General features: G+C 60.9%; 13 protein-coding genes. 12 read left to right on the top strand and 1 reads right to left on the bottom strand.

The genetic code is table 11. The annotated features are described in order from the left end of the window. Nucleotides 1-73 precede the first annotated feature (73 nt). The 9 genes from BN874_RS11190 (at nucleotide 74) to BN874_RS11230 (ending at nucleotide 13165) form a co-directional block, all read left to right on the top strand. Nucleotides 74-2314: a patatin-like phospholipase family protein gene (locus tag BN874_RS11190; protein WP_034433278.1), complete on the top strand. Its 2241-nt coding sequence runs from the start codon at nucleotides 74-76 to the stop codon at nucleotides 2312-2314. A gap of 280 nt (nucleotides 2315-2594) precedes the next feature. Further along, nucleotides 2595-3638, top strand: a complete 1044-nt coding sequence (locus BN874_RS22570) for a hypothetical protein (protein WP_051497730.1) — start codon at nucleotides 2595-2597, stop codon at nucleotides 3636-3638. Nucleotides 3639-3723: 85 nt separating this feature from the next. After that, the gene (locus tag BN874_RS11200) at nucleotides 3724-4176 is read left to right on the top strand and encodes a hypothetical protein (RefSeq protein WP_034433280.1); all 453 of its coding nucleotides are present in this window, start codon (nucleotides 3724-3726) and stop codon (nucleotides 4174-4176) included. Nucleotides 4177-4242: 66 nt separating this feature from the next. Continuing rightward, nucleotides 4243-5493: a DUF2254 domain-containing protein gene (locus tag BN874_RS11205; RefSeq protein WP_081756326.1), complete on the top strand. Its 1251-nt coding sequence runs from the start codon at nucleotides 4243-4245 to the stop codon at nucleotides 5491-5493. 55 nt (nucleotides 5494-5548) lie between these two features. Next, complete coding sequence (locus BN874_RS11210; protein WP_051497731.1) at nucleotides 5549-6244, top strand: hypothetical protein; 696 nt, start codon at nucleotides 5549-5551, stop codon at nucleotides 6242-6244. Continuing rightward, complete coding sequence (gene ppk2, locus BN874_RS11215) at nucleotides 6237-7070, top strand: polyphosphate kinase 2 (RefSeq protein ID WP_034433284.1); 834 nt, start codon at nucleotides 6237-6239, stop codon at nucleotides 7068-7070. Before BN874_RS11210 ends, ppk2 begins: the two co-directional genes overlap by 8 nt. A 214-nt stretch (nucleotides 7071-7284) precedes the next feature. Next, nucleotides 7285-8493: an efflux RND transporter periplasmic adaptor subunit gene (locus tag BN874_RS11220; RefSeq protein ID WP_081756327.1), complete on the top strand. Its 1209-nt coding sequence runs from the start codon at nucleotides 7285-7287 to the stop codon at nucleotides 8491-8493. 12 nt (nucleotides 8494-8505) lie between these two features. Continuing rightward, entirely contained in the window at nucleotides 8506-11733 is a 3228-nt protein-coding gene (locus BN874_RS11225) for an efflux RND transporter permease subunit (RefSeq protein ID WP_034433286.1), read from the top strand. Continuing rightward, on the top strand, nucleotides 11726-13165 hold the full coding sequence (locus tag BN874_RS11230) for an efflux transporter outer membrane subunit (protein ID WP_034433288.1): 1440 nt from the start codon (nucleotides 11726-11728) through the stop codon (nucleotides 13163-13165). The genes BN874_RS11225 and BN874_RS11230 overlap by 8 nt, the downstream gene beginning before the upstream one ends. Before the next feature lie 77 nt (nucleotides 13166-13242). Here the strand turns inward: BN874_RS11230 and BN874_RS11235 are convergent, their stop codons facing one another. Then, nucleotides 13243-13776 (bottom strand): DUF1269 domain-containing protein, encoded by a 534-nt coding sequence (locus BN874_RS11235; RefSeq protein WP_034433290.1) that lies wholly within the window; start codon nucleotides 13774-13776, stop codon nucleotides 13243-13245. A gap of 267 nt (nucleotides 13777-14043) precedes the next feature. Between BN874_RS11235 and BN874_RS11240 the strand changes: the two genes are divergently transcribed. The 3 genes from BN874_RS11240 (at nucleotide 14044) to BN874_RS11250 (ending at nucleotide 19187) form a co-directional block, all read left to right on the top strand. Beyond that, nucleotides 14044-14460 carry a hypothetical protein gene (locus tag BN874_RS11240; RefSeq protein WP_034433292.1) on the top strand — a complete coding sequence of 139 codons (417 nt, stop codon included), beginning with the start codon at nucleotides 14044-14046 and terminating at the stop codon, nucleotides 14458-14460. 75 nt (nucleotides 14461-14535) lie between these two features. Further along, entirely contained in the window at nucleotides 14536-16023 is a 1488-nt protein-coding gene (locus BN874_RS11245) for an efflux RND transporter periplasmic adaptor subunit (protein WP_051497733.1), read from the top strand. Next, the gene (locus BN874_RS11250) at nucleotides 16020-19187 is read left to right on the top strand and encodes an efflux RND transporter permease subunit (RefSeq protein WP_051497734.1); all 3168 of its coding nucleotides are present in this window, start codon (nucleotides 16020-16022) and stop codon (nucleotides 19185-19187) included. Before BN874_RS11245 ends, BN874_RS11250 begins: the two co-directional genes overlap by 4 nt. The last annotated feature ends 132 nt before the right edge of the window (nucleotides 19188-19319 follow it).

Consider the following 19319-nt stretch of genomic DNA (forward strand, 5'->3'; position numbering starts at 1 on the left):
GGCTATGCAATCCTGTACCCTATCGCCCAATCTACCAATAGCTTCTACCCACTGCATTTAGACGAGGCTCCCAATGAGACGGACCCTGTTCGCCCTGCTCGCCACCGCGCTCGCCGCTTTGTCCCTGGTGGTGCCCTGGACCTCTTCGGCCGCTGCTGATCGCGCCCATCCGCGCATCGGCCTGGTGCTGAGCGGAGGCGGAGCCAGAGGCTCGGCCCATATCGGGGTACTCAAGGTCTTGGAGGAGTTGCGGATCCCGGTCCACGCGGTGGTGGGAACCAGCATGGGATCCCTGGTCGGCGGCTCCTACGCGGCTGGGCTGACGCCGGAGGTCCTGGAGCAGCGAGTCTCCCAGGTCGACTGGAATGTCCTCTTTAACGACGACCCCCCGCGCAAGGACTGGCCCGCCCGACGCAAGCAGGCGTCCGACGCCCCAACCTTCGACTTCACGGTGGGGATGCGGGACGGTCAGCTCAAACTGCCCAAGGGAGCCATCTCGGGTCAGCAGGTCCAGTTGTTCTTCAACGACCTGGTCAAGGGTGCGGAGACGGTCCAACGCTTCGATGACCTCCCGATCCCCTTCCGGGCTGTGGCCACCAACCTGGAGAACGGCCAGATGGCGGTCTTCGACCACGGGCCGCTGCCGGTGGCCATGCGCGCCAGCATGTCGGTGCCCGGCTTGTTCGCGCCCATGGAATGGCAGGACCACATCTACGTGGACGGAGGCCTGGTCCGCAACCTGCCCATTGATGTGGCCCGCAAGATGGGCGTGGACGTCATCATCGCCGTTAACCTGGGATCCGGGTACCTCCCCCGCGACCAGCTCGGCAACATCCTCGGCGTCACCGGCCAAATGATCGCGATCCTGACCGAGCAGAACGTCCAGGTCTCGCTCAAGCAGATCGACCCCAAGCGCGACGTGCTGATCGTCCCGGACTTGGGCGACATCACCGCCGGCGATTTTGCCCGCGCCCCGGAGGCTATCGCCACCGGTGTAGCGGCTGCCCGCAAGGCAGCTCCCCAGCTTGCCCGCTATAGCCTAAGCGAGGCCGAGTACGCCACCTGGCAGCACGGGCGCTTCGGCCCGGGCCAACCAGCGCGGCAAGTGGGTGAGGTGCAGATCGCCGGCCTCGAGCGGGTGAACCCAGGGGTCTTCGATAACCTGGTCAAAGCCCAACAAGGCAAGCCACTGGATCGCGCCCGATTGGAAGACGACATCCAGAAGAACTACGGCCAAGGCGATTACGAACGCATCAGCTACCAGTTCCAACCCCGGTCAGATGGCAGCGACCTGCTCATCGTCAACGCAGTGGAGAAAGCCTGGGGTCCCGGCTATCTGGGCTTCGGACTGGGGCTTTCGACCGACAACAGGGGCGACAGTCAATTCGGCCTGCGCGCTACTTACGACCAGACCTGGATCAACTCACTCGGAGCCGAATTTGGAGCCGAATTGACGCTGGGCAATGCCCCAAGCCTGCGCGCCGAGTTCTATCAGCCCTTGAGCCTCGACCGAGCAGCCTTCATCGCCCCCTATCTGAACCTCAACCTAAGCCCGGACAGTGTTTTCTTCAACGATCAGCGGGTCGCACGCTACGATGTGGTGCGCGGGAGGATCGGCGCAGATATGGGGACCACACTGCACGAAGTGGAGCTTCGGGCCGGCGCCTATTACGGCCAGACCAAGGTCACGCTGGACACCGGCTCGCCCGAACTCCCGGAAGAACGGATCACCGACACCGGGTTGCGCGCTCGGCTCCTCTACGACACCCTCGACAGCGCCGCAGTCCCGCGTTCGGGGACCCGAGTCTTGCTGGAGGTGCAAAATCCGCTTGAGGCGCTGGGGGCGGATGTCCAATACACCCGGGCCTTCCTCAGCGCCACCACCGCCTATAGCTTCGGGCTCAACACCCTCGCCTTGAAACTCAAGGGTGGAAGCAGCTTCGGCGACCAGATGCCCTATTACGACCAATTCCCCTTGGGCGGCTTCCTCAATCTCTCCGGCTATGCCAACCAGCAGTTCCGCAGCAATGACATGGCTTTTGCCGGCCTGGCCTATTACCGCCAGATTGCCGCGCTGCCTCCGCCCATTGGGCGCGGCCTCTACCTGGGCGCCTCCCTGGAAGCCGGTTGGCTGTCGGAGGGCGTGATCCGCAACCCCAACACCGGCCAAAACGTGATCTTGAGTCCTGAACAGAATGGCTACGGTGGGAGCATCTTCTTCGGCTCAGACACCTGGATTGGCCCGGCCTTCCTGGGATTCGGGTTGTCGGGATCGGGCGAGAGCGCCATTTATGTGCTGATCGGGCGACCCTGAAACGTGCCGACGACATTGAGTACTGGGCTGGCAATCCAAGGAACTTGCCAAGCAAGGCGGCACAACAACATCGCAGGATTCCCGACCCAAGGAAGAACAATCCAAAGGCAGGCGCTCGCCATCCCCGGTCTAAAGGTTGAGGCTTTTCGCGTAATTCGGGCTGAGTTTCGGGATCGTCCTGCCTGGCTTGGTGTAAAGATCAACTCATTGTAAGTTAAATACTTTTTTCTTATACTTTAAGCTCGCCTCATCGACGCCAGCATAGCAAAGGAGAACCCTCATGGCCTTTCGCTTCTTGCAGTCCATTTTCACCTCGGCCCCGATCCAGCCCGGAAAATTCGACAAGGACTTGATGCTGAGGGCCATCGAGCGATTGGTGGACGGTACCGATCCCCGCTTGCGGGCGGTGAGCCACTACCGCCGCCAACTGTGGAACGCGGTGGATCACGCGATTGACTTCGTAGTGACCTTCGTCAATACCCTGCCGCCTGCTATCACCGCCGACCGGCAGGGCTACATGACGGATCCCCGGCTGCGTGCCCTGTTCGCCTCGCCTGAACATCTGCGGGAAATCCTGAGTTTCAGCGACGGGATGCGGAACTACCTGAAACAGGCGCCTGACCCCCTGCCCACAGAGCTGTACGCCGGGTTCGGCGCGGTTCGGGCCGAAAAGAACACGCTCGGAATCGAGATGGACGGGGACATCCTCCGGCGGGACGTACCCCAGACCGTCGTCAACTTTTGCAACCACCGGCTGGTCTGCCTCACCGACAACGAACAGGACACCCGCCGGGAGCTGATGAGGCGGGGCTTCGATCATCTGGTCGAAACTGCGTTGCAGCGCCTGATGGACAGCCGCGTTCAAAAGACGCAACTGGAGCAGCAACAGCGGCAACTGCTCCAGCAAAAAGCCAGCCTCCTGAAAAAGGCGCAACTGGGTTTGGAAGCCTTGACGGAACCAACGGACTCGGAACTGCCCGATTTCGATGCCATTGAACAGCAGCTTCAGCGCCTTGAAACCGAACTGGGCCAACTGCGCACTGACTCGGCTACGCTCGACAAACATCTCGCCAAAATCGCCGCCACGTTGAGCGAACCGGAAAAGTATCTGCAACTGGAAGCGGTCCCGCTCACCCTGGACCACACCAACACCAAAGTTTCCCCTGGGTCGCCCCGGGTCGCCAACTCGATGATCTTCGAGGAAATCGTGATGGGAAAAGACCGCCGGATCACTGCCCTGTTCGTTCGGTTCTCCAGCAGCGAACTGCTGCCGCAACCCGATTTTTTCAAAGAGGCCAATCGGCTGTTGTACGCGAGCCGATGAAGGTTGCTGGTGCCGTTCTGTGGCGGCGCTTGTTGAATCCTTTCCAACCTTGTCACGGAAAACTGTTTTTTTAGGAGAATTTCCCATGAGCAATAAAACCAAGCCGGCCACTGATCTGGCCGCCGTCATCAAATCCCTGAAGGGTTATCTGCTGGAAAAAGGCCACCGTTTTGAGCGCGGGCCGATCTACGAGGGCCAGAGTAAAACTCCTGCCAGCGTGGCCGAAACAGCGAAGGGGTACGAAGCACGGGGTTACGCCAAGTACATGCAGGTGGGCGATCCACCGGTCTACGCGATGCTGGGGCGTGGTCACGAGGAGGTCCACATCTTCCAGCCGCAAGATCCAACCGTCCGGGCATGGCTGGAGGATGATCGGGTGGCGCTGAACGATCCGACCGTCCGCGCACACCTGCTACAGAGCGCCGGTCTGAGCGAAAGCGATCTCCCGGCTGCCCCCAGGCCGCAAATTTTCCGCATCACCGAAGTGAACGATGTGTTCATCATCACCAGCGCGGATGCCCCACCGGAACGGCGGTGATGGACAGTGAACAAGTGGAAAACCCTGAGATTCCGTGAACTAACGATACCGCCCTGGCTCATTCCGATGCTGTATATAATCGTAACCCTTGTTTGCGGCCTGGTTTTTCCGCGACTGGAGCAGGAATACCTTGCCGACTACAGCCACGGCATGTCGGTCGCGTCGGCTCAGGCCACGCTGTCCGCCATCGCTTCCGGGATGATGGCGCTGACCGGCATCGTGTTCGCGCTGGCCTTTGTCATGGTGCAATTCAGCGCCATTGCCTATTCCCCGCGCCTGGTCGCCTGGTTTGGCCGCGACCCGGTGCTGTTTCATGCGCTCGGCCTGTTCACCGCCACGTTTTTTTATGCCATCGCCACCCTGGCCTGGATCGATCGCGGGGGGAGCGGCAAAGTGCCCCTGTTCTCGGTCCTGCTCGTGACGGTGCTGCTGATCCTCAGCATGATGGTTTTCGCCAAGCTGGTGCAGCGGCTGAACAATATTCAGATTACCAATGTACTCCATTTCGTCGGTCAGCAAGGGCGCGAGGTCATTCGCACGATGTTCCCGCGCCTGGATACGGTAGGGGACGCCGCGCCGGAGTCATGGCAAACCGCGTCCGAATCGGCCCAGCAGCGCCCGGTCGCCCAGACGTTGCGCTACTCGGGCGAGCCGCAGACCGTGGCTCGGTTCCAGATCGATACGTTAGTCCGACACGCTCAGGAGATGGATGCAGTGATCGTGATGGAATGCGCCGTCGGCGACACTCTGGTCGATGACACCCTGCTACTGCGCGTGCACGGCAGCCGGGAGCCACAGGCGGAAACCCTGCTCCGGCAGGCGATCCAGGTCGCGAGGGAACGCACCTTCGAGCAGGATCCCAAGTATCCCCTGCGGCTATTGGTGGACATCGCCATCAAGGCTCTCTCCCCGGCGATTAACGATCCGACCACGGCGGTCCAGGCTCTCGACCAGATCGAGGATTTACTGCGCCGGCTCGGTCGACGTGCGCTCGATGCCGGTTGTGTCACCGACGATCAGGGGGTTGTGCGGCTGATCTTCCCGACACCCACTTGGGAGGACTATCTGGCGCTGGCCTTCGACGAAATCCGCCAGTACGGCGTCAGTTCGGTGCAGGTGATGCGCCGGCTGCGCTCGGCGCTGGTGGGCCTGGCGGATTCCGTGACCGAGATCGACCGCAAGGCGGTAGTGGAGCGCTATCTCCAACATTTGAACCTAGTGATCGGACACTCGCTCCTCGATGCCGAGGATCAGCTCATGGCATTGCAGGAAGACCGGCAGGGCTTGGGCCTGTCACGCGGGCGGGCTGAGAAATAATGCGAACGTGATCGCAACGCTGCCCCATTCAATATTCAGTGCTACGGAAAACAAGATGCCGCCAGAATTAAACTTGACCGCCGAACGCTTGCGAGCACCCCGCGCCGCCGCTATCGCCGGTATCCTTTTTTCGATCCTGCTGATAACCAGTATCCTCCTCCTCCGGCTGTCGGTTCCGGCTGATCCGTTAGAGGCGGGGGCATGGCTTCAGACCCGGGCCAGCACCGTAGCGCTGGCGCTGAACCTGGTACCATTCGCCGGCATCGCTTTTTTGTGGTTCATCGGCGTGTTGCGCGACCGCTTGGGGGAACGGGAAGACCGTTTCTTTGCCACCGTCTTTCTCGGCAGCGGGCTGCTGTTCCTCGCCATGCTGTTCTTTTCGGCGGCGGTGGTGGGTGGGATCATCATTGCCCATACCGCCGACCCGCAGCGGTTGCTCGGCTCCGCGACCTTCACTTTCGCCCGCGCCATCACCTATGAAATCATGAACATCTACGCAATCAAGATGGCGGGAGTGTTCATGATCGTCACATCTACCCTCGCGCTTCGCACCGGATTTCTCGCCCGCTGGATGGCGTGGCTCGGCTACGCAGTGGCGCTGTTGCTCCTGTTCAGCGGCCGCTACATCGAAGCGATTCTGCTGGTCTTCCCGCTGTGGGTACTCTTGACCAGCGTCTACATTCTGATCGACAACCTACGCCGACCGTCTCCCGTGCCGGTCATCACCTTGGAGGAAAAACGCCATGAGTAATAGCAAAGTCGTAAAAGGCCCAGACGATACCCAGACCCCCAATCAACTGAAAAGCAAGGACTACGACCGGGACTTGGCGAAACTGCATGTTGAACTGGTCAAGCTGCAAGAATGGGTTCGCCATAAGGGACTCAAGGTCTGCATCGTCTTCGAGGGTCGGGACGGCGCGGGCAAGGGCGGAACGATCAAGGCGATCACCGAGCGGGTCAGCCCGCGCATCTTCCGGGTGGTGGCCTTGACCGCCCCAACTGAGCGCGAGAAATCCCAGATGTATATCCAACGCTATGCCCCGCACTGGCCGGCAGCCGGCGAGGTGATCATCTTTGATCGCAGTTGGTACAACCGCGCCGGGGTCGAGCGGGTGATGGGATTCTGCACCGAGGAGCAGGCGAAGCGTTTCCTGGAAATGGTGCCGCAGGTCGAGAAGGCGATGACCGATTCCGGCATTATCCTGATCAAATACTGGCTGGAAGTTAGCGCCGAGGAACAGAGCCGCCGGCTCGAAGCGCGGATCGATGACGGGCGCAAGATCTGGAAATTGTCGCCGATGGATCTGCAATCCTACAGCCATTGGTACGATTATTCGCGGGCACGCGACGCGATGTTCGCGGCAACCGACACCGCTTGGGCACCGTGGTATGTGGCGAACTCGGACGACAAGAAGCGGGCGCGGCTCAACATCATCCGCCACCTGCTGAGCCAGATTCCCTACGAAGACCTGCCGCACGAAAAGATCAAGCTACCGAAGCGGCAGAAAGCCGGCGATTATCGGGAACCGAACTATCCATTTAAGTTCATCCCCGAAACCACGGACGCATGTCCATGACCGATTTTGGAATAATGAAAAGAGCGCATAGGATGTCAGCGAGACAATTCGCCATGCCCCGTAAACTGCCAGACACGGCGAATAACCGCCCATTTTGACCGCCACTTTATCAACCCAATGGCCTATTCTTATCGCGAGGGCGAGTCTGCGCTTACCCAAATGGATTCGAACGTAGCGAACGGCATTTGTGGCAATCATTCATGGGGAATTGAACGTGCTTAATCAACAAGAATCGCAATTTCCGCCAAGGCATTTTCCCGGCCTGCTGGCGCTGGCCCTCGTGGGAGGACTCATCAGTCCTGTCGCACTGGCCCAAACTCCGCCCTCGACTCGACCCCCGACCCCGATCACCGTGGTCGAGATCAAACCGGAAAATACTCCGGCGACTTTCGAGTTTACCGGCAAGACTGCCAGTTCCCGGCAAGTGGAAATCAACGCCCGGGTCGAGGGCTATCTCGACAAAATCGCCTATGTCGAAGGCAGTCTGGTGAAAACCGGACAACTGCTGTTCCAACTCGATCCCAAGCCCTTCCAGGCCGCGCTGGACAATGCCAAGGCCGTCCTGGCCCAGCAGGAAGCGCTGTTGACTCGCGCCCGTCAGACTCTGGCGCGGGTCAAGCCGCTGGCCAAGCAAAACGCGGTCAGCCAGCAGGATCTGGATAACTCCACTGCCGGCGTAATGACCGCCGAGGCCCAGGTGCAGGCGGCCAAGGCGCAGGTGGAGACCGCGCAATTGAATCTGGGCTACACCACCATCAAGTCGCCGCTGAACGGCCTGTCCAGCAGCGCCAATTTCCGCGAGGGCGCCCTGATTACGCCAGCCGGTAAAAACGCCCAGTTGACCACCATCGTCCAGATCGACCCGATGTGGGTTAACTTTGGAGTGGGCGAAAACGAAGTCCTGAAAATCAAGGCCCAGAAGGAAGCCGGACAATTGAAAGGACCGGGACTGGACAAGGTGGAAGTGGAGCTGATTCTGGCTGATGGCGCCATTTATCCCCAGAAAGGCCAGATCACTTTCGTGGATCCGGTGGTCAACGCGCAAACCGGCACTTACAACATCCGCGCCGTGGTGCCCAACCCGAGCAATCAACTCAGTCCCGGTCAGTTCGTGCGGGTGCAGCTCAAGGGCGCGGTTCGTCCCAATGCGATTATGGTGCCGCAGGTGGCGGTGATGCAGGGACCGAGCGGCAAATTCGTGTTCGTGGTCAGCCCGGATAACACCGCACAGCCCAAACCGGTTCAGTTGGGCGACTGGTATGGCGACCAGTGGATCGTCAATTCCGGGCTGGAAAGCGGGGATCGGGTCGTGGTGGACGGCGCGGTGCGCCTGCAACCGGGTGCGCCAGTGCAAATTCGATCCGCCGCCGCACCCGCGCCCGAACCGGCGAAAGTGCCCAGCGCCACGCCACTCAAACCCTGACGAGAGCGCCCCATGATCTCCCACTTCTTTATCGACCGCCCGGTGTTCGCTGCGGTCATTTCCATCATCCTGACTCTGGCCGGGCTGTCGGCGATGGGCGTGTTGCCGATCTCTCAGTACCCCGACATCACTCCAGTGCAGGTGACGGTGAGCGCCACCTATCCCGGCGCCAGCGCCGAGGTGGTGTCGCAAAGCGTGGCCGCTCCTATCGAGCAGCAGGTCAACAGCGTCAATAACCTGATGTATATGTATTCGTCCAGCTCCTCGACCGGCGACATGACCCTGAACGTGTTCTTCGACATCGGCACTGACCCGAACATCGCTCAGGTGAACGTGCAAAATCAGGTGAGTCTGGCCTTGCCGCAGTTACCGGAGGAGGTATCCAAACAGGGGGTGAAGGTCCAGACCAAATCATCCACCTTCCTGATGGTCATCGCGCTCTATTCGCCGGATGGGAGCCAGGACGAGACCTTCGTCGGCAACTACACCTATCTGTACGTGCTCAACGCCCTGCAACGGATTCCCGGCGCCAATCAGGCCAGCATCTTCGGCGTTCCCAACTACGCGATGCGGATCTGGCTGAAACCGGATCGGATGAGCGAGCTGGGCCTGACCACCGACGAAGTGATCAGCGCCATCCAGACCCAGAACCAGCAGTTCGCTATCGGCCAGATCGGCCAATCGCCGACCAACGGTCCAGTGGAGCTGACTTTTCCGGTCTCTACCCAGGGCCGACTGACTACGCCGGCGGAGTTCGAGAACATCATCCTGCGCGCCAGTTCCACCGGCGCCGGGGTGTTGCGGCTTAAGGATGTCGGCTACGTGACCCTGGGGATGCAAAGCTATAACCTGCGCAGCCGCTTCAATGGCAAGGTCGGCACCGCCCTCGCGGTGTACCAGCAGGCGGGAGCCAACGCCCTGGAGGTTTCCAAACAGGTGCGGGAGACGCTGGAGGAACTAAAGAAGAGCTTCCCGTCCGGACTCGACTACTCCATCGCCTTGGACACCACCAAGTTCGTCAAGGCTTCGATTGACGAGGTGGTGAAGACCCTGCTGGAAGCCATCGTGCTGGTCATCCTGGTGGTGTTCATCTTTCTGCAAAGCTGGCGGGCCACCGTCATTCCCATCCTGGCGGTAATCATCTCGGTGATCGCCACCTTCAGCGGGATGTACCTGCTCGGCTTCTCGATCAACATGCTGACCCTGTTCGGCATGGTGCTGTGCATCGGCATCGTGGTCGATGACGCCATCGTGGTGGTCGAGAACGTCGAGCGCAACATGGCGGAATTCCATCTATCCCCCAAGGAAGCGGCGCATCGGGCGATGGAGGAAGTGACCGGGCCGGTGATCGCAGTGGTGCTGGTGCTGGGCGCAGTGTTCGTGCCGGTCGCGTTCCTGGGCGGGATGACCGGACAGTTGTACAAGCAGTTCGCCATCACCATTGCGATTTCGGTGGCGATTTCCGGCCTGGTGGCGTTGACCTTGAGTCCGGCTTTGGCGGCGCTGCTGCTCAAGCCGGGAGAACACGGCGACCAGCGCACCGACCTGCTCTATCGAATTTTCTTCGGCCCGTTTAATCGGGGTTTCGACTGGATGACCCGTGGTTACGCCGAAAGCGTGCGCTTTGTCACTAAACGCATCCTGCTGGGACTGGCGCTGTTCGCGGTGATGCTGGTCGCGATTTTCGGCCTGTTCAACAAAGTGCCCAGCAGCTTCGTGCCGGATGAAGACCAGGGCTATGTCTTCGGCGTAGGCATCATGCCCGACGGTGCCAGCCTGGATCGGACCGAGGCGGCGGCCGCGCAAATGAGCGACATCTTCCGCGCCAATCCGGCGGTCGGCAGCGTGGTCGCGGTCAACGGCTACAGCCTGCTGGATTCGCAGTACAAAACCACCGACACCACGCTGTTCGTGTCCTTCAAGGATTACGAGGAGCGCAAGGACCCGAAAGAAAGCGCCCCCAACGTCATCCGTGAAGTGATGGGGAAATTCGCCAAAATCGGCGAAGCCATCGCCCTAGTGTTCAACCCGCCGGCGATTCCCGGTCTCGGCACCACCGGCGGCTTCGAGTTCTGGGTTCAGAGTCGCGGCGCCGGCGACACCAAGCAACTGGCGCAGGTGACCAAGGATTTTGTCGCCAAGGCCAGCCAGCGCCCGGAACTGCGTGGATTGACCTCGACCATCAACGCCGCTTCGCAGCAATTGTTCGTGACCCTGGATCGCGAACAGGCCAACACTCTGGGCGTGCCGGTCAATAACGTATTCGGCACCCTACAAGCGCTGTTCGGCTCGATGTACGTCAGTCAGTTCAATCTGTACAGCCAGGTGTGGCAGGTGATTGTGCAGGCAGCCCCGGAATTTCGTTCCCGCCCGGAGGATATCAAGCAGGTTTACGTGCGCTCGACCAACGGCGGCATGGTTCCGTTGAATGCAGTGACCAAAGTGGAATTCACCAGCGCCCCGAACCTGATTACCCGCTTTAACACTTTCCCTTCCGCCAAAGTGACCGGCGGCGCCGCGCCAGGCTACAGCTCCGGCCAGGCCCTCGCCACCATGGAAGCGGTCGCCCGCGAAGTGTTGCCGGAAGGCTACTCCTTTGGCTGGAGCGGCCAGGCGTATCAGGAAAAGAAAGTCGGCGGCGATTCGGCGATGGTGTTCATCTACGGCCTGATCATGGTGTTCCTGATTCTGGCGGCGCAATACGAAAAATGGTCGCTGCCGTTCAGCGTGCTGATGGCGGTGCCATTCGGGATATTCGGGGCCTTGCTGGCGGTCTGGCTGCGCGGGATGGAAAACGATGTGTATTTCCAGATCGGCCTGTTGACCCTGGTCGGACTGGCGGCCAAGAACGCCATCCTGATCGTGGAGTTCGCAGTGATGAAGCACGAGGAGGGGATGCCGATTCTGGAAGCGGCGGTGGAAGCGGCGCGGTTGCGCTTCCGTCCGATTCTGATGACTTCGCTGGCCTTCATCCTCGGCGCTATTCCGCTGGTGATTGCCACCGGAGCCGGGGCGAACAGTCGCCATTCCATCGGCACCGGCATCGTCGGCGGCATGACCGCAGCGACGGTGCTGGCGATCTTCTTCGTGCCGATGTTCTTCCGGTTGTTCGAGGGCTTGAGCGAGAAATCCGGCGGAAAGGCTCCCCATCCTAACCCTCCACAGGAGGAACCGGCGGCATTGGAAGCCGCACCGGCTGCTCCGGCCGTACCTGCGGAAGGGGGGCACCGCGATGCGTAAAATCTCGCTTATCCTCGCCATCGGCATCGCTCTCGGCGGCTGCTCGCTCGCTCCGACCTACCAGCGTCCGGAGGTGCCGATCCCGGCACAATGGCAAGTCAACATCCAGACCGCCAACGACCTCGCCAACACGACTTGGTGGAATCAGTTCCGCGACCCGGTATTGGATAATCTCATCCAGACCGCGCTGCAAGAGAACAAGGACGTACAAATCGCTGCGGCGCGGGTGGAAGAGTACATGGGCCGCTACGGTGTGGTCCGTTCCGAGCAGTTCCCGCAGGTCGGCGCCAATGCCGCCGGGGCGCGCACCCGCGCCAGCGAGGATGGCGCGCTGGCGTCGGGAACGAACCCGGTCAATACCTTCCAGGTGGATTTGGGCGTGTCGTTCGAGCTGGACCTGTGGGGCAAGCTGCGCAACGCCACCGAGGCGGCCCGCGCCCAACTGCTCGCCACCGAGGAAGCCAAGCGCACGGTGATCCTGACCCTGGTCAGCCAGTTAGCCAACAGCTACGTGCAATTGCTGGACCTCGACCGGCAGTTGGTCGTGACCCGGGAGACCTTGGGAACCCGCAGCGAAGCGGTGCGGATCAACGGCCTGCGCTTCAAGGCTGGGTTGATCTCGGAGTTGGATTACCAGCAGGCCGTGGCCGAATACCAGAACGCGGCGGTGCAGGTGCCGCGGTTGGAGCGGCTCATTGGTCAGCAGGAAAATGCGATTAGTCTGCTGCTGGGGCACAATCCGGGCAAGATCGCCCGGGGTATCACCCTGGATCAACTGGCATTGCCGCAAGTCCCCGGCGGTTTGCCCTCCGAGCTGTTGGAGCGACGTCCCGATATCCGGCAAGCCGAGCAGCAGTTGATCGCCGCCAACGCCCTGATTGGTGTAGCCAAGGCGGCGTTCTTCCCCAACATCTCGCTCACCGGATTTTTCGGAACGGCCAGCTCCGATCTCTCCGATCTGTTCAAGGGTCCGTCTCAGACCTGGCAATTCGCCGGCCAACTGCTCCAGCCGATCTTCACCGGTGGCGCCCTGACCGGCCAGTTGCAGGTCGCGGAAGCCGTGCAACAACAGGCTTTGTTAAACTACCAGCAGGTGATCCAGAAAGCCTTCGCGGAAGTGGACGACAGCCTGATCGCGATCAGCAAGCTGCGCGAGCAGTTGAAGGATCAGGCGGCGCAAGTCAACGCCCTGCAACGCAATGTGGATCTGGCGACGCTCCGCTATCAGAACGGTTATTCCGACTACCTGACGGTGGTCGATGCCGAGCGCAACCTGTATGCCGCCCAACTCCAGTACGTACAGGATCAGGGCCTTCTGTTCACGTCCCTGGTCAATCTGTACAAGGCGCTGGGCGGCGGCTGGGTGACCGAGGCCGAACAGATGAGCGCACCGCCAGTCAAGGTGGCCGCTTCACCCTCGCCGGCTTCGTAGCTGCTTCGTTCGCTTAAAAAACGGGGCGCGTGAGAACGCGCCCCGTTTGCTATCGCTGAAAAATCCCGCCCAGTGATTTAGGCGGACTTCTCCAGATTGGGAGCAGCCGTCTCAGCCTGCGTCTTGCCCGCATCCAGCACCGCCTGCAACTTGGCTTCATCCTCGTCCGATAGCGAAGTCTTTAACAGTCGGCCACCGGTACCCTCCAGCTCGGCCAGGACCTTGTCTGGGGTGAAATGCTTGACCAGCACGAACAATATCGAGGAACCCGGTTTCAGCTCGGAGGCCAGTTTCTTCATAAAATCGTCGTCGATGCCAATATCGGCCAGTGCGCCGCTCAACGCGCCGCCGGCTGCACCCGCCGCCAGACCCAGTAACGGATTCATGAAGATCAGACCGATCAGCAATCCCCAGAAACTGCCGGAAAGCGCTCCAGCGGTGGTCAAATCGTGGATCTGATGCAGCTTGACCTTGCCCTTCTCATTACGAACAGCGGCCACTGCATCCTCCAGGTCGATCAGATATTCCTTCTGCATCCGCAGCAGCCGCAACCGCACCTCTTGGGCCGAATACATATCGTCATACGCAACTGCGACAAACGTATTGCTCATCGAAATTCTCCTAATGTGAGTTACGACTGATTGAAAGTCAGGGTACTTCGCGACCGCGATTCACCCAATGAGCCTAAGCAAAGATTTCACCATTTTAGAAAGGAAGTGAGCAGGAAATCTGCCATTAGGCCATCATCAGGATAGAGAGTTTTTAACCGGTCGGAATAGACTTTTTGAGGCCGATTATGGTATTAGCCGGAACCACAAGAATCGAACGTAGTCCATCGGCAATTATTTACCAAAAAAGAACCGGCCTTGAGACCAGTGATGCAGCGCAAGCATGTCCAAAACCTCATTGGCGTATTTACCATGCTGTTGCTGGCATGGTTGCTGGCGTTGGGCGGTCATCCCTGCCCGATGCCAACGCCTGCCAACTCCGCGCTTCCGTCCAGCGCCCACGGTTGTTGTCCTGATCAGGTCATAACGCCCGATCTACCCGCCGATACCGACTTCTTTCAGCAACCATGCGATGTAACTCCTTGTCTGCACTCGGTTACCCATCACGGCGTCACTGATCGTCACGGCCTGCTAACCGGCACCCCGGATGGGCCGTCGCAATCCATCGTTGTGGCCTGGCAACTACCCTCAGTCTGGGAAAATAGCGGCCAGAACCCTCCTCCCTCTCTCGCCGCCGAAATCATCGGCCCCCGACCGCCGCAGCGTTCCCGCATCCTGCGTTTATAGCGCTCCCTGGTCTCGCGTCTTGCCAACAGTGCGGCCTCGCGCCGCATTCACGCGATTTTTTCCGGGAGCTTTCCGATGAAACCCCTTTTAGCAATCTTTGCCGCCATTCTGCTCTTCGGCGCCGGCATCCTGCTGGCGCCTTTGCTACAACCGTATCTGGCTCATTTCAACCCCGAAGCGGCTGCTCCAGCGCCAGCTCATTCCACCCCAACTGCAACGACTGAGAAGCCGCCGGTCAAGTATCGGCATCCGATGAATCCGACCATTTTCTCCGACACCCCGGCCAAGGATGACATGGGCATGGATTACATCCCGGTCTATGCCGATAGCGCCAACCGCGATCCTGCCGGCCCCGGCTTTACCATCGCCCCGGAGATCGTCAACCACCTGGGGGTGCGCACCGCAGCGGTCGAGCGCGGCGATCTGGCCCGGCGGATCGAGACCGTCGGCTACATTGACTACGACGAGCGCGCCCTCAGCCACGTCCACCTGCGCGCCAGCGGCTGGGTAGAAAACCTCAAGGTGCGCACGCTCGGCGAGCGGGTCCGCCAAGGCGATTTGCTGCTGGAGGTCTATGCTCCCGATCTGGTTAATGCTCAGCAGGAGTATTTGCAATCGCAGCGTGGCGGCCAGGAACCGCTGAAAATCTCGGCTCGCGACCGGCTGCTGGCGCTGGGGGTGCCGGAGAGCCAGATTCAGCAACTGGAAAAAGAGGGGCGCGTCCGCCAGTTAACCGCCGTGTATGCCCGTCAGGACGGGATTGTCTCAGCGCTCAACATCCGTCAGGGCATGTACGTCCAACCGGAGACGGAACTGATGACCCTGGCCGACGCATCCACCGTCTGGGTCAAGGTCGAGGTGTTCGAGCAACAGGCCGGCTGGCTGGCAGTCGGGCAGAAAGCCGAGGTCCGGTTGCCGCAAAGTCCCGGCGAGACCTGGCAGGGGACTGTGGAATACATCTACCCCGATGTCGATCCCAAAACCCGCGCTTTGCGCGCCCGCTTGCGTTTTCCCAATTCCGGCGAGCGGCTCAAATTCAATATGTTCGCCGATGTCGTCATTCACGCCACCCCCCGATCCAAGGTTCTCCATATCCCTCGCGAAGCGCTGATCCGCACCGGCGCCGGGCAGCGGGTGATCATTGCGCTCGGCGCGGGCCGCTTCGAGGCGCGCTCGGTGGAAATCGGCATCGAGTCCGCCGATCAGGTAGAAATCCGCGCTGGGCTGAAAGAAGGCGAACAGGTAGTCACCTCAGCCCAGTTTCTGCTTGATTCCGAGAGCAGCGTCCACGCCAGCCTGCAACGGTTGACCGCGCTGCCGAAGCCTGAAATCTGGGCGGTGGGGGTCATCAACACGGTCGTGCCCGAATCCCGCACCGTCAATGTGACTCACGAGCCGATTCAGGAACTGAACTGGCCGGCCATGACCATGGACTTTCCCGCAGCCAGAAACTTCAAGCTGGAGCCGCTCAAGCTGGGCGGCAAGGTGCGCTTTCGCCTCCATCAGGGCGAAGACGGTCGCTATGAGATCGACGCCCTCGAACCAGCGGGGGCGCAGCCATGATCAAGGCGATCATCCACAGTTCGATCCAAAATCGCCTGCTGGTCATGCTGATGACCCTGCTGCTGGCCGGCTGGGGAGCGTATTCCGCCCGCCACATTCCCCTCGACGCCTTGCCGGATTTATCCGATGTGCAAGTCATCATCAAGACCAGCTATCCCGGTCAAGCGCCGCAAGTGGTGGAAAGCCAGATCACCTATCCGCTGGCGACGGCGTTGCTGGCGGTGCCGGGCGCGGTGTCGGTGCGCGGCTATTCCGGCTTCGGCGATTCCTTCGTCTACGTCATTTTCAAGGATGGCGTTGATCTGTACTGGGCGCGTTCGCGGGTGCTGGAATATCTGAGCCAAATTGCGCCCCGGTTGCCGCCACAGGTTCAACCCACGCTGGGGCCGGACGCCACCGGGGTCGGCTGGGTGTACGAATACGCGCTGGTGGATCGCAGCGGCCAGCATGATCTGGCGAAATTGCGGTCGTTGCAGGACTGGTTCCTGAAATACGAATTACAGTCGGCGCCCGGCGTCTCCGAAGTGGCGACCGTCGGCGGCATGGTCAAGCAGTATCAAGTGGTGATCGACCCGAACCGGCTGCGCGCCTACGGTCTGCCGCTCTCCCAGGTGCGAATAGCGATTCAAAACGCCAACCAGGAAGTCGGCGGATCGGTGATCGAAATGGCCGAAGCCGAATATATGGTGCGCTCTCGTGGTTATCTGCAAGGGGTGGAGGATTTGCGGCAGGTGCCGCTCGGAGTCAGCAGCACCGGCACCCCGATCCTGCTTGGCGACGTGGCCGAGGTGCGGATCGGGCCGCAACTACGGCTGGGCGCGGCGGAACTGGACGGCGAAGGTGAAGCGGTGGGCGGCATTATCGTGATGCGCTCCGGTGAGAATGCGTTGACCACCATCGAAGGGGTCAAGGCCAAATTGGAGCAACTGCGGCGCGGATTGCCGGAAGGGGTCGAGATCGTTGAAGCCTACGACCGCTCCAACCTGATTCTGCGAGCGGTCAGGAACCTGGGCGAAAAGCTGGTCGAAGAATTCGTCGTCGTGGTCATCGTCTGCGCCCTGTTCCTGTTCCATCTGCGCTCGTCGCTGGTGATTCTAATCAGCTTGCCGGTGGGCATTCTGGCCGCCTTCGCCGTCATGCGCTGGCAGGGCATCAACGCCAATATCCTGTCATTGGGCGGGATCGCTATTGCTATCGGCGCGATGGTGGACGCCACCATCGTCATGGTCGAGAACCTGCACAAGCATCTGGAGAAGCAGACGCCGCGCGATGCGGCTGAACGCTGGCGCATCGTCGAACAGGCCGCCGGCGAAGTCGGACCGCCGCTGTTCTTCTCGCTGCTGATCATCACTTTCAGCTTCCTGCCGGTGTTCAGTCTGGAGGCGCAGGAAGGGCGACTGTTCGCGCCGCTGGCTTATACCAAGACCTACGCCATGGCGGTGGCGGCGGGATTGTCCATTACCCTGGCGCCGGTGCTGATGGGCTGGTTCGTGCGCGGACACATCCTGCCCGAACATAAAAACCCGCTCAACCGGCTGTTGATCGCCGGATATCGGCCCTTTGTTGACGCCGTGCTGCGTCATCCCTGGCCGGTGGTGGTGCTGGCGGGACTGCTGACCCTGACCGCAGGGTGGCCGTTGGCCCGGCTGGGGGTCGAGTTCATGCCCGATCTTGACGAGGGCGACCTGCTGTACATGCCAACCACCTTTCCCGCTATCGCTATCGGCAAGGCGGTGGAAGTGATGCAGCAGACCGACAAACTGATCCGCGCCGTGCCGGAAGTAAAACGGGTGTTCGGCAAAGTCGGACGGGCGGAAACCGCCACCGATCCCGCGCCACTGAGCATGATCGAGACCGTGATCCAGTTGAAACCGCGTTCGGAATGGCGACCCGGCTTGAGCACCGCCGACCTGATCGCCGAACTGGATCGCAGCGTCAAGCTGCCCGGCGTCAGCAACGCCTGGGTGATGCCGATCAAGAACCGGATCAACATGCTGGCTACCGGCATCAAAACCCCGCTGGGGATCAAGGTGGCGGGGAGCAATCCCCAGGTGATCCAGCAGATCGGCGAGCAGTTGGAACCGATCATTCGCGCCATTCCCGGCGCGGTATCGGTCTATTCCGAACGGGTGGCCGGTGGCCGCTATGTCGATATCGCCATCAACCGCCTGGCCGCCGCCCGGCTGGGGTTGAACATCAGCGATGTGCAGGAGGTGATCAATACGGCGGTCGGCGGCATGAACATTACTGAGACCGTCGAGGGACTGGAGCGCTACCCGGTCAATCTGCGTTATCCCCAGGAAATTCGCGACTCGCTGGATCAATTGCGCGCCCTGCCGATCATCACGCCCACCGGCGCCAGCGTGCCGCTCAGTCAAGTCGCCGCCGTCGAAATTGTGGATGGATCGGCGATGTTGCAAAGCGAGAATGCGCGGCTGATCGGTATTACCTACGTGGATATCCAGGGTCGCGACATCGGTTCCTTCGTCGCCGAGGCCCAGAAGGCGGTCGCGGAACAGGTGGCGCTGCCCGCCGGCTATTCGCTGCGCTGGTCCGGCCAGTATGAATATCTGACCCGGGCGCTGGCCAAGCTGCAAGTGGTCGCGCCGGTCACTCTGGCGGTGATCTTTCTGCTGCTCTATCTCAGCTTTGGCCGGCTGGGCGAGGCGATTTTGATCATGGCGACTCTGCCGTTCGCCCTGCTGGGCGGCGTGTGGCTGCTGTACGGGCTAGGCTACAACCTGTCGGTGGCGGTGGGCGTCGGCTTCATCGCTCTGGCCGGAGTCGCGGCGGAAACCGGAGTGGTGATGCTGGTCTATCTAGATCAGGCGCTGGCCCAGCGGAAGGCGGCGGCGCAGATAGAAAATCGCTCCGTCACCCTGACCGAATTGCGCGAGGCGGTGATCGAGGGCGCGCTGCTGCGGGTGCGGCCCAAAATGATGACCGTCGTTACCATCATCGCCGGCTTGCTGCCCATCATGTACGGAACCGGCGCCGGCTCGGAAGTGATGCGGCGCATCGCCGCCCCGATGGTCGGCGGCATGATCAGCGCCACCCTGTTGACCCTGGTGGTGATTCCAGCGGTATTTCTGCTGTGGCAGGGCGCGCTGATTAAGCGTGAGAATCGGCGACGAGTCCACGTGTCCGCCGCCGTTGAATCCTGAATGCAACCCAAAATGGATCACGGATCGTATCGACCTGCACAAGCGTTGATCAGGATCGTCAGCACCGACAGCTCACCACCTATCAGTTTTAGTTAGACTATCGTGCAACAGGTTGACTAAGACGACGAGGCG

It is taken from the genome of Candidatus Contendobacter odensis Run_B_J11 (genome assembly GCF_000531125.1).
Taxonomy (GTDB): Bacteria; Pseudomonadota; Gammaproteobacteria; order Competibacterales; family Competibacteraceae; genus Contendibacter; species Contendibacter odensensis.

Excerpts from the sequence above, each read along its gene's own strand:
- BN874_RS11235 (WP_034433290.1), bottom strand. The coding sequence starts at position 13,776 with ATGAGCAATACGTTTGTCGCAGTTGCGTATGACGATATGTATTCGGCC.
- BN874_RS11230 (WP_034433288.1), top strand. The coding sequence starts at position 11,726 with ATGCGTAAAATCTCGCTTATCCTCGCCATCGGCATCGCTCTCGGCGGC.
- ppk2 (WP_034433284.1), top strand. The coding sequence starts at position 6,237 with ATGAGTAATAGCAAAGTCGTAAAAGGCCCAGACGATACCCAGACCCCC.
- BN874_RS11190 (WP_034433278.1), top strand. The coding sequence starts at position 74 with ATGAGACGGACCCTGTTCGCCCTGCTCGCCACCGCGCTCGCCGCTTTG.
- BN874_RS22570 (WP_051497730.1), top strand. The coding sequence starts at position 2,595 with ATGGCCTTTCGCTTCTTGCAGTCCATTTTCACCTCGGCCCCGATCCAG.
- BN874_RS11205 (WP_081756326.1), top strand. The coding sequence starts at position 4,243 with ATGCTGTATATAATCGTAACCCTTGTTTGCGGCCTGGTTTTTCCGCGA.
- BN874_RS11225 (WP_034433286.1), top strand. The coding sequence starts at position 8,506 with ATGATCTCCCACTTCTTTATCGACCGCCCGGTGTTCGCTGCGGTCATT.
- BN874_RS11245 (WP_051497733.1), top strand. The coding sequence starts at position 14,536 with ATGAAACCCCTTTTAGCAATCTTTGCCGCCATTCTGCTCTTCGGCGCC.
- BN874_RS11250 (WP_051497734.1), top strand. The coding sequence starts at position 16,020 with ATGATCAAGGCGATCATCCACAGTTCGATCCAAAATCGCCTGCTGGTC.
- BN874_RS11200 (WP_034433280.1), top strand. The coding sequence starts at position 3,724 with ATGAGCAATAAAACCAAGCCGGCCACTGATCTGGCCGCCGTCATCAAA.
- BN874_RS11210 (WP_051497731.1), top strand. The coding sequence starts at position 5,549 with ATGCCGCCAGAATTAAACTTGACCGCCGAACGCTTGCGAGCACCCCGC.
- BN874_RS11240 (WP_034433292.1), top strand. The coding sequence starts at position 14,044 with ATGCAGCGCAAGCATGTCCAAAACCTCATTGGCGTATTTACCATGCTG.